This is a genomic window from Microbacterium sp., from assembly GCF_041909575.1.
Classification (GTDB): domain Bacteria; phylum Actinomycetota; class Actinomycetes; order Actinomycetales; family Microbacteriaceae; genus Microbacterium.
The window spans coordinates 1-6,892 of record NZ_JAYRDE010000139.1 but is presented as its reverse complement, the minus strand read 5'-3'; the positions used below and the strand labels follow the sequence as shown (position 1 = coordinate 6,892).

General features: G+C 71.5%; 10 protein-coding genes. 5 read left to right on the top strand and 5 right to left on the bottom strand.

The window, feature by feature from the left end; all coding sequences use genetic code 11:
* Both ACE3O1_RS14225 and ACE3O1_RS14220 read left to right on the top strand, forming a co-directional pair.
* On the top strand, nt 1-409 hold a 409-nt coding region (locus ACE3O1_RS14225), incomplete at its 5' end, for a pseudouridine-5'-phosphate glycosidase (RefSeq protein ID WP_374316142.1).
* Nucleotides 406-1,245 carry a carbohydrate kinase family protein gene (locus ACE3O1_RS14220; RefSeq protein WP_374316141.1) on the top strand — a complete coding sequence of 280 codons (840 nt, stop codon included), beginning with the start codon at nt 406-408 and terminating at the stop codon, nt 1,243-1,245. The genes ACE3O1_RS14225 and ACE3O1_RS14220, both read left to right, overlap by 4 nt.
* 2 nt (nt 1,246-1,247) lie before the next feature.
* On the opposite strand, the gene ACE3O1_RS14215 is transcribed toward ACE3O1_RS14220, so the two are convergent.
* Together ACE3O1_RS14215 and ACE3O1_RS14210 are read right to left on the bottom strand one after the other, a co-directional pair.
* The gene (locus tag ACE3O1_RS14215; RefSeq protein ID WP_374316139.1) at nt 1,248-1,694 is read right to left on the bottom strand and encodes an SRPBCC domain-containing protein; all 447 of its coding nucleotides are present in this window, start codon (nt 1,692-1,694) and stop codon (nt 1,248-1,250) included.
* Nucleotides 1,691-2,062, bottom strand: coding sequence for an ArsR/SmtB family transcription factor (locus tag ACE3O1_RS14210; protein ID WP_374316137.1), 372 nt, complete (start codon nt 2,060-2,062; stop codon nt 1,691-1,693). The genes ACE3O1_RS14215 and ACE3O1_RS14210 overlap by 4 nt, the downstream gene beginning before the upstream one ends.
* Nucleotides 2,063-2,148: 86 nt before the next feature.
* Here ACE3O1_RS14210 and ACE3O1_RS14205 point away from each other — a divergent pair, with 86 nt between their 5' ends.
* Both ACE3O1_RS14205 and ACE3O1_RS14200 read left to right on the top strand, forming a co-directional pair.
* Complete coding sequence (locus ACE3O1_RS14205) at nt 2,149-2,718, top strand: dihydrofolate reductase family protein (RefSeq protein ID WP_374316135.1); 570 nt, start codon at nt 2,149-2,151, stop codon at nt 2,716-2,718.
* Complete coding sequence (locus tag ACE3O1_RS14200) at nt 2,715-3,221, top strand: DUF2087 domain-containing protein (protein WP_374316133.1); 507 nt, start codon at nt 2,715-2,717, stop codon at nt 3,219-3,221. The genes ACE3O1_RS14205 and ACE3O1_RS14200 overlap by 4 nt, the downstream gene beginning before the upstream one ends.
* Here ACE3O1_RS14200 and ACE3O1_RS14195 read toward each other — a convergent pair.
* Genes ACE3O1_RS14195 through ACE3O1_RS14185 form a run of 3 tightly spaced genes read right to left on the bottom strand, consistent with a single transcriptional unit; the run spans nt 3,210 to nt 6,426 of the window.
* Nucleotides 3,210-3,971: an SGNH/GDSL hydrolase family protein gene (locus tag ACE3O1_RS14195; protein WP_374316131.1), complete on the bottom strand. Its 762-nt coding sequence runs from the start codon at nt 3,969-3,971 to the stop codon at nt 3,210-3,212. The genes ACE3O1_RS14200 and ACE3O1_RS14195 overlap by 12 nt on opposite strands.
* 19 nt (nt 3,972-3,990) lie before the next feature.
* A complete protein-coding gene (locus ACE3O1_RS14190) occupies nt 3,991-5,352 on the bottom strand; it encodes an MFS transporter (RefSeq protein WP_374316129.1) in 1,362 nt (453 codons plus the stop codon).
* Nucleotides 5,353-5,388: 36 nt separating this feature from the next.
* Nucleotides 5,389-6,426 carry an LLM class flavin-dependent oxidoreductase gene (locus ACE3O1_RS14185; protein ID WP_374316127.1) on the bottom strand — a complete coding sequence of 346 codons (1,038 nt, stop codon included), beginning with the start codon at nt 6,424-6,426 and terminating at the stop codon, nt 5,389-5,391.
* A gap of 112 nt (nt 6,427-6,538) precedes the next feature.
* Here ACE3O1_RS14185 and ACE3O1_RS14180 point away from each other — a divergent pair, with 112 nt between their 5' ends.
* Nucleotides 6,539-6,829: a phosphoribosyltransferase family protein gene (locus ACE3O1_RS14180; RefSeq protein ID WP_374316125.1), complete on the top strand. Its 291-nt coding sequence runs from the start codon at nt 6,539-6,541 to the stop codon at nt 6,827-6,829.
* Nucleotides 6,830-6,892 lie beyond the last annotated feature (63 nt).

Here is a 6,892-nt window from a genome sequence, read left to right as displayed (position 1 = left end):
CCTCGAGACTCTCAACCTGGCCGTCGTCGGCTACCGCACCACCGACTATCCCGGCTTCTACATCGCCGATTCGGGGCACGACATCGAGTACTCGGTGGACTCGCCCGCGGAGATCGCCCGCATCGCCCGGGCGCGCGACGCGCTGGGCATCGCGTCGACGCTGCTCGTCGCCAATCCCGTCGACCCCGATCGCCAGCTCGATCCTGCCCTGCACGACAACGTCCTCGTGCGGGCGCTCGCCGCTGCGTCGGCCGCAGGAGTGACGGGGCACGACACGACGCCCTTCCTCCTGGACTTCATGCAGCGCGAGACCGGCGGGCGCAGTCTCGACGTCAACGTCGACGTGTACCGCGGCAACGTCCGACTCGGAGCGGAGATCGCTGCAGCACTGGCGGGCATGTCGCGATGATCGTCGTCATCGGCGACCTCGTCGCCGACCTGATCGTGCTCGGTGGCGGCTCCCTCGAGCGCGGCACCGACAATCCCGCCGAGGTGCGCCTGACGCGGGGCGGGAGCGCGGCGAACGTGGCAGTGGCGGTCGCGCCGCAGCATCCCGTGCGCTTCATCGGGCGGGTCGGTGACGACACGATCGGGCGCGCCCTCGTGGGTGAGCTGGAGGCCGCCGGCGTCGACGCACGGGTTCAGCGCGAGGGGCGCACGGGCGCGATCGTCGTGCTCGTCGACGCCGTGGGCGAGCGCACGATGATCACCGATCGCGGCGCCTCCGCGGAACTCGCCGCAATCGATCCGGGCTGGCTGGCCGGCGCCGAGTGGCTGCACCTGCCGCTCTACGGCTTCGCCGGTCGTGCGTCGCGCACGGCGCTGACGGATGCCGCGGCCGCCGTCTCTGCGACGGGAGCCCAGGTCAGCCTCGACCTCTCGAGCGTCGCGACGATGCGCGAGCTCGGCCACGACGCGCTGCAGGCGGTCGTGGATCGGATCGCACCGACGGTGCTCCTCGCCAACGCCGACGAGGCAGCGGCCGCAGCCGAACTGGGCCTCGAGCTGCGCGACGCGACGTGGGTCGTGAAGCGCGGCGGCGAACCGGTACTGGTGGAGCATGCGGGCGAGCGGTCCGAGGTCGCCGTGCGGCGCGTGGAGGACGTGCTCGACTCGACCGGTGCGGGCGATGCGTTCGCCGCGGGGTACATCGTCGCGGCGCTGGGCGGCTCGGACCCGCGCGAGAGCGCGCGAGCGGGCAGCGAGCTCGCGATGCGCGCGCTGCGCCGTCCGGGCGCCCTCTGAGCTCAGGCGGACTGCAGCGACTCGAGCACCCGCTCGATGTCGTCCACGAACGCGTTGTAGCCCTCGATCGTCGCGGCGACCTGCTCGTCGGAGAAGTCGGAACGGTCCTGCCGGATCGTGAGCTGCGTGCCGCCGTCGACCTCTTCGAGATCGAACAGCACGGGAAGCCCGGCATCGTCGCCCGGCTGATCGGTCAGCGTCATGGCCAGGTGCGAGGGCGGCTGGACCACCTGGTACTCGCCGGCCCAGTCGATGCGGTTCCCGTCGGGAAGCACCATCACGGCCCGGAAGGCGCCGCCCGGACGCACGTCCATGGTGAGCGATTCCTGCGGCACCTCCACGGCCGCGGTGCCGAACCACACGGCGAAGTGCTCGGGCCGGGTGATCGCCTCGAAGACGAGCTCGCGGGGCGCGCGCAGGGTGCGGGTGATGCTGAAGTACTCGGTCATCGTGGTTCCTCCTTGTCGGTCCCGCCGTCGGCGGGTGGTGGGCTGAGTTGCTGCAGGGCGTTGAGGTACTGATCGAGGGAGTCCACGCTGTCCTCCCAGAACTGCGCGTAGCCGCCGATCCAGCGGGATGCTTCGGCGAGAGGGCGCGCATCCAGGAGCGCCGGTCGGTACTGCGCTTCCCTCCCCCGTGTGACCAGCCCGGCGCTCTCGAGCACGCGCAGGTGCTTGGAGACGGCGGCGAAGGTCATGTCGAACGGTGCGGCGAGCTCGCCGACCGTGGCCGCTCCCCCGCTGAGGCGCGCCAGAATGGCACGCCGGGTCGGGTCGGCGAGGGCGGCGAACGTGCGGCTCAGCCGGTCGTCTGTCATCGCTCCTCCTTATTCAACCGATTAGTACTGTACCGCACGGTTTAATACGACGCAAGTGTGTCGCCGGTGCGCGCTAACGTGGCGGGATGCCGCCCACGATCTTCTACACCGCCACCACGTTGAACGGCTTCCTGGCCGACGACGACGATTCCCTCGACTGGCTGTTCGCCGTTCCGGGCGGCGAAGGAGGCGACAGCGACTTCCAGGACTTCCTCGCGGGGATCGGCGTGCTGGTTCAGGGCTCGTCCACCTACGAGTGGGTGCTGCGGCACGAGGACCTCGTCGCGCACCCCGAGAAGTGGCCGGCGTACTACGGCGCCCGGCCCACGTTCGTCTTCACGCGGCGCGAGCTTCCGACCGTGCCGGGCGCCGACATCCGCTTCGTCCAGGGCGAGGTGCGCGATGCCTGGGGACGCATCCGCGAGGCGGCCGGCGATCGGGACGTCTGGATCGTCGGCGGAGGTGACCTCGCCGGGCAGTTCGCCGATGCGGGGCTCCTCGACGAGATCGTCGTCTCCGTCGCTCCGGCCACGCTGACGTCGGGGAAGCCGCTTCTCCCCCGCGACCTCGGCGCCGACACGCTCACCCTCACGCGTGTGCGTCAGGCGGGGGCGTTCGCCGAACTCACGTACGCCGTAGCGGAGCGCCCGTCGTGACCGATCGCTGGCGCGCGGTCGCCGCGGCGCTGCTCAATCCCGATCTGCGATCCCGCCTGGCTGAGGCGATCGGCGGCCTCGAGCTCTCCGACGCGCGGCGGCAGCGGGCCACGGACCGACTCCTCGACATCGGACTGCTGCGCGAGACGCCGGAGGGCATCGCATTCGACGAGCAGTTCGTCCGCGATCTGCTGTCCGAGCAGCCCAGGAACCGGCCGACCGGCCCCCAGCGCTTCCTCGACGGCGACGGCCGCATAGACCGCTACCCGGTGCAGGCGGGCGAGCGGCTCGACCTGCTGCGGTGGGTGGCCGGGCAGGCCTTCGCGCCGTGCGACGTGCTCAGCGAGCACGCCACCAACGAGCGGCTCGCTCGATTCACCGACGATGTGGCGGCGCTCCGCCGATACCTCGTCGACGCCGAGCTGCTCGAGCGCACGCGCTCCGGCTCGGAGTACGCCCTCGTCGCGGGCGACGGAGACGAGTCCGCCGCGTCAGCCCCGTGACGGGAGCACCTCGAACCACTCGCCGTGCTTCGGCTCCCGGCCGTCGCCCGACGACGTGCCGGTGAGCCGGCGCCGCACCCAGGGCCCGACGTGATCGCGATAGTAGGTGGCTCCGCGTGTGGCCGCCGCCGGCAGCTCGGGGAGCGACCACCACCCCGGGGCAGGCTCCTGCCCGAGAGCCGTGAGCACGCGTGCCGCGACCCGGTGGTGTCCGCGCGAATTCATGTGGAGCCGGTCCTCGGACCAGTACGGCGGGCTCGACAGCTCCCGGTCGGGCCAGTTGAAGGCTCGGACGACGTCGTCCCGGTCCGCGAGGCGTTTCGACACGGCCGCCGAGAGCAGATCCCCGCGGCGCTGGATCACTCGGCTCAGCGGGAGCTGCGCCGACGGATTGGCGCCGGACAGCACGATCAGCCGCACGCCCTCCTCGTCGCAGCGACGCAGAACATGGGTGAAGGCGTCCACCACGCGTGCGACGCTCGTCCGCGGGCGCAGCATGTCGTTGCCGCCGCCGTTGAACGACAGATGCGTCGGCTTCAGTGCGAGCGCGGGCTCGAGCTGCTGCTCGACGATCGGCCAGACGAGCTTTCCTCGGATGGCGAGGTTCGCGTACTCGACCGGCTGAGCCGAGGCATCCGCCCATCCCTGCGCCACGAGATCCGCCCATCCGCGCACGCGTCCATCGGGAAGCTCGTCGCCTACGCCCTCGGTGAACGAGTCGCCGATCGCGACGTACCGCACGGATGCCATCGCCCCAGCCTACGGCCGGTCAGCGGTCGTCGAGTGCCGCCCCTCGGCGGTCGGCCAGTCCCCACGCCGCGGCCGCGGCGATGACGAAGAACACCGCGAAGACGATGAAGAGCGCCGGAGCGCCACCGGCGGCCAGCAGGATCGGAACGCTCAGGGGCGCGATGATCGACGCGATGCGACCGGCGCCTGCGGCCCACCCCGAGCCGGTCGCCCGCAGCGAGGTGGGATACATCTCGGGGGTGACGGCGTACAGCGCCCCCCACGCGCCCAGGTTGAAGAACGAGAGGGCCATGCCGGCCGCGATGACCGCCCCTTCCGTCCCCGCCGTGCCGAAGAAGACCGCCGCGACCGCCGATCCGATCAGGAACACCGAGAGCGTCATCCGGCGCCCCCACACCTCGATGAGCCAGGCTGCCACCGCGTAGCCGGGCAGCTGCGCGAGCGTGATGACGAGCGTGAACCCGAACGAGCGCACGAGGTCGTACCCCTGTGCGACGAGGATCGACGGGATCCAGATGAACGCCCCGTAGTACGAGAAGTTGACGCAGAACCACACCAGCCACAGGCACGCGGTGCGCAGCCGGAACTCCGGGGCCCACAGTGCCGCGAGGCGCGAGCCGACGCTCGTGGCGACCGGTGCCGGGGTCGCGACGGGCGCCGGGGCCCGGTTCGGCGGTGCGGATGCCTCGCCCGCCGCATCCTCGAACGACCGGACGACCCGCTCGGCGTCGCCGTGTCGGCCCCGGCGCTCGAGCCACCGCGCGGATTCGGGCAAGCCCCAGCGCACGAAGAGGGCGTACGCCGCGGGGATCGCGCCCAGCGCGAAGGCCCACCGCCAGCCGTTCTCGGACGCCGGGATCACGAAGTACCCGATCAGCGCCGCGGCCGTCCAGCCCACCGCCCAGAACGCCTCGAGGAAGACGATGAGCCTGCCGCGCATGCGCGCCGGCGCGAACTCGCTGACGTAAGTGGAGGCGACGGGCAGCTCGGCGCCCAGGCCGAGGCCGACGATGAAGCGCAGGACGAGGAGCGCGACGATGCCGCCGACGAGCGCGCTCGCGCCCGTCGCGAGGCCGTAGACGAGCAGCGTCACGGCGAACACGGACCGCCGGCCGAACCGGTCGGCCAGGAGCCCGCCGACGCTCGCCCCGATGGCCATCCCGATGAAGCCGACGGAGGCGATCCAGGCCGTCTCCTGCGGCTGCAGGTTCCACTGCACGGCCAGCGCCGCGATCACGAAGGAGATCAGTCCCACGTCCATGGCATCGAGCGCCCAGCCCAGGCCCGATCCGGTCAGCACGCGGAGGTGACGCCGGGTGAACGGGAGCCGGTCCAGGCGCTCCGAGAACGTGGCTGCGACGCGGGGCTCGGCATCCGTCATAGCGTCATGGTACGGATGCCGCACCCCGCGCGGGAGTCACGCGAGCATGTCGCGCACGAGCGGAGCGACCTTCGTCCCGTACAGCTCGATGGACCGCAGCAGGCGTTCGTGCGAGATCGTGCCCGTCGAGAACTTCATGTCGAAGCGCTGCGCCCCGAGTGTCTTCACGGTTTCCGCGATCTTGCGCGCCACGGTCTCGGGCGAGCCCACGTACAGCGCCCCCTCCGGCCCGACATCGCGCTGGAAGCGCATGCGGCTGTAGGGCGGCCAGCCGCGCTCGCGGCCGATCGTGTCGTTCATCGCCGCGAAGCCGTCGTACGCCTCCTCCCATGCCTGCTGGTCGGTGTCGGCGATGTGCCCGGGCGAGTGCACGCCGATCGGGAGCTCGGCACGCTCGAACGTCGTCAGCGACCGGCGATAGAGGTCGGCGAAGGGGCGGAAGCGGTCGGCGGGGCCGCCGATGATCGCGAGCATCAGCCCGTAGCCGTAGCGCGCGGCCCGGACGACGGATTCCGGCGTGCCGCCGACGCCCACCCACGCGCGCAGGCCGTTCTCGGTCTTGGGGAAGACGTCGGCGGCGGTGAGAGGCGCGCGCAGCGTGCCCTCCCACGTCACCGGCTTCTCCTCGAGGAGGCGCGAGAAGAGATCGAGCTTCTCGTCGAAGAGGGTCTCGTAGTCGCGGAGGTCGTAGCCGAACAGCGGGAAGGACTCGATGAAGGATCCGCGCCCGAGGATGACCTCGGCGCGGCCGCGGGAGACGGCATCGAGGGTCGCGAAGCGCTCGTAGACGCGCACCGGGTCGTCGCTCGAGAGCACGGTGACGGCGGTGCCGAGGTGGATGCTCTCCGTGCGCGCCGCTGCCGCCGCGAGCACGATCTCGGGACTCGAGATGGCGAACTCGCGGCGATGGTGCTCCCCCACCCCGAAGAACGAGAGTCCCACCTGGTCCGCGAGCACCGCCTGGTCGACGACGTTGCGGATGGTCTGGGCGTCACTGAGCAGCTGTCCTGAGGCGTCTCTCGTCACGTCTCCGAACGTGTCGAGACCCAGCTCTACGGCGGTGGGATCGGGCATGGCGAGCATCCTTTCCATTCGCGTGCATGTATCGCGCGCGAGGAGTGTGAACCACGGGCAGCGGTGTCGCATTCCCGCAGACAGCAGGGTGCGCCAGGCGTACCGTGACGTTATGGCCATCTTCGCCGACCGCATCGCGGCGGGTCGAGAGCTCGCCCGCTCGCTCGCCGACTGGCGGCACGCAGATGCACTCGTCGCCGGCATTCCGCGCGGCGGGGTCGTCGTCGCGGCGGAGGTCGCCCGAGCCCTCGATCTGGCGCTGGTCGCGGTCGTCGTGCGCAAGCTGGGCGCACCCGGGCAGCAGGAGTTCGCGGTCGGCGCGATCGCCGACGACGTGCGCGTGCTGACAGAGCACGCCGCCCGCCCCGGGATCGTGACGCCGGCGCAGCTCGCCGCGGTGTAATCGTCCGAGCGTGACGAGCTGCGCCGGCGATCCGACCTGTTCGGCGGAGCGGGGAGCGTCGCC

Bases quoted from the DNA above. Each gene is read 5' to 3' on its own strand.
- ACE3O1_RS14190 (WP_374316129.1), bottom strand. From the start codon at position 5,352: ATGACGGATGCCGAGCCCCGCGTCGCAGCCACGTTCTCGGAGCGCCTG.
- ACE3O1_RS14215 (WP_374316139.1), bottom strand. From the start codon at position 1,694: ATGACCGAGTACTTCAGCATCACCCGCACCCTGCGCGCGCCCCGCGAG.
- ACE3O1_RS14195 (WP_374316131.1), bottom strand. From the start codon at position 3,971: ATGGCATCCGTGCGGTACGTCGCGATCGGCGACTCGTTCACCGAGGGC.
- ACE3O1_RS14220 (WP_374316141.1), top strand. From the start codon at position 406: ATGATCGTCGTCATCGGCGACCTCGTCGCCGACCTGATCGTGCTCGGT.
- ACE3O1_RS14205 (WP_374316135.1), top strand. From the start codon at position 2,149: ATGCCGCCCACGATCTTCTACACCGCCACCACGTTGAACGGCTTCCTG.
- ACE3O1_RS14180 (WP_374316125.1), top strand. From the start codon at position 6,539: ATGGCCATCTTCGCCGACCGCATCGCGGCGGGTCGAGAGCTCGCCCGC.
- ACE3O1_RS14185 (WP_374316127.1), bottom strand. From the start codon at position 6,426: ATGCCCGATCCCACCGCCGTAGAGCTGGGTCTCGACACGTTCGGAGAC.
- ACE3O1_RS14210 (WP_374316137.1), bottom strand. From the start codon at position 2,062: ATGACAGACGACCGGCTGAGCCGCACGTTCGCCGCCCTCGCCGACCCG.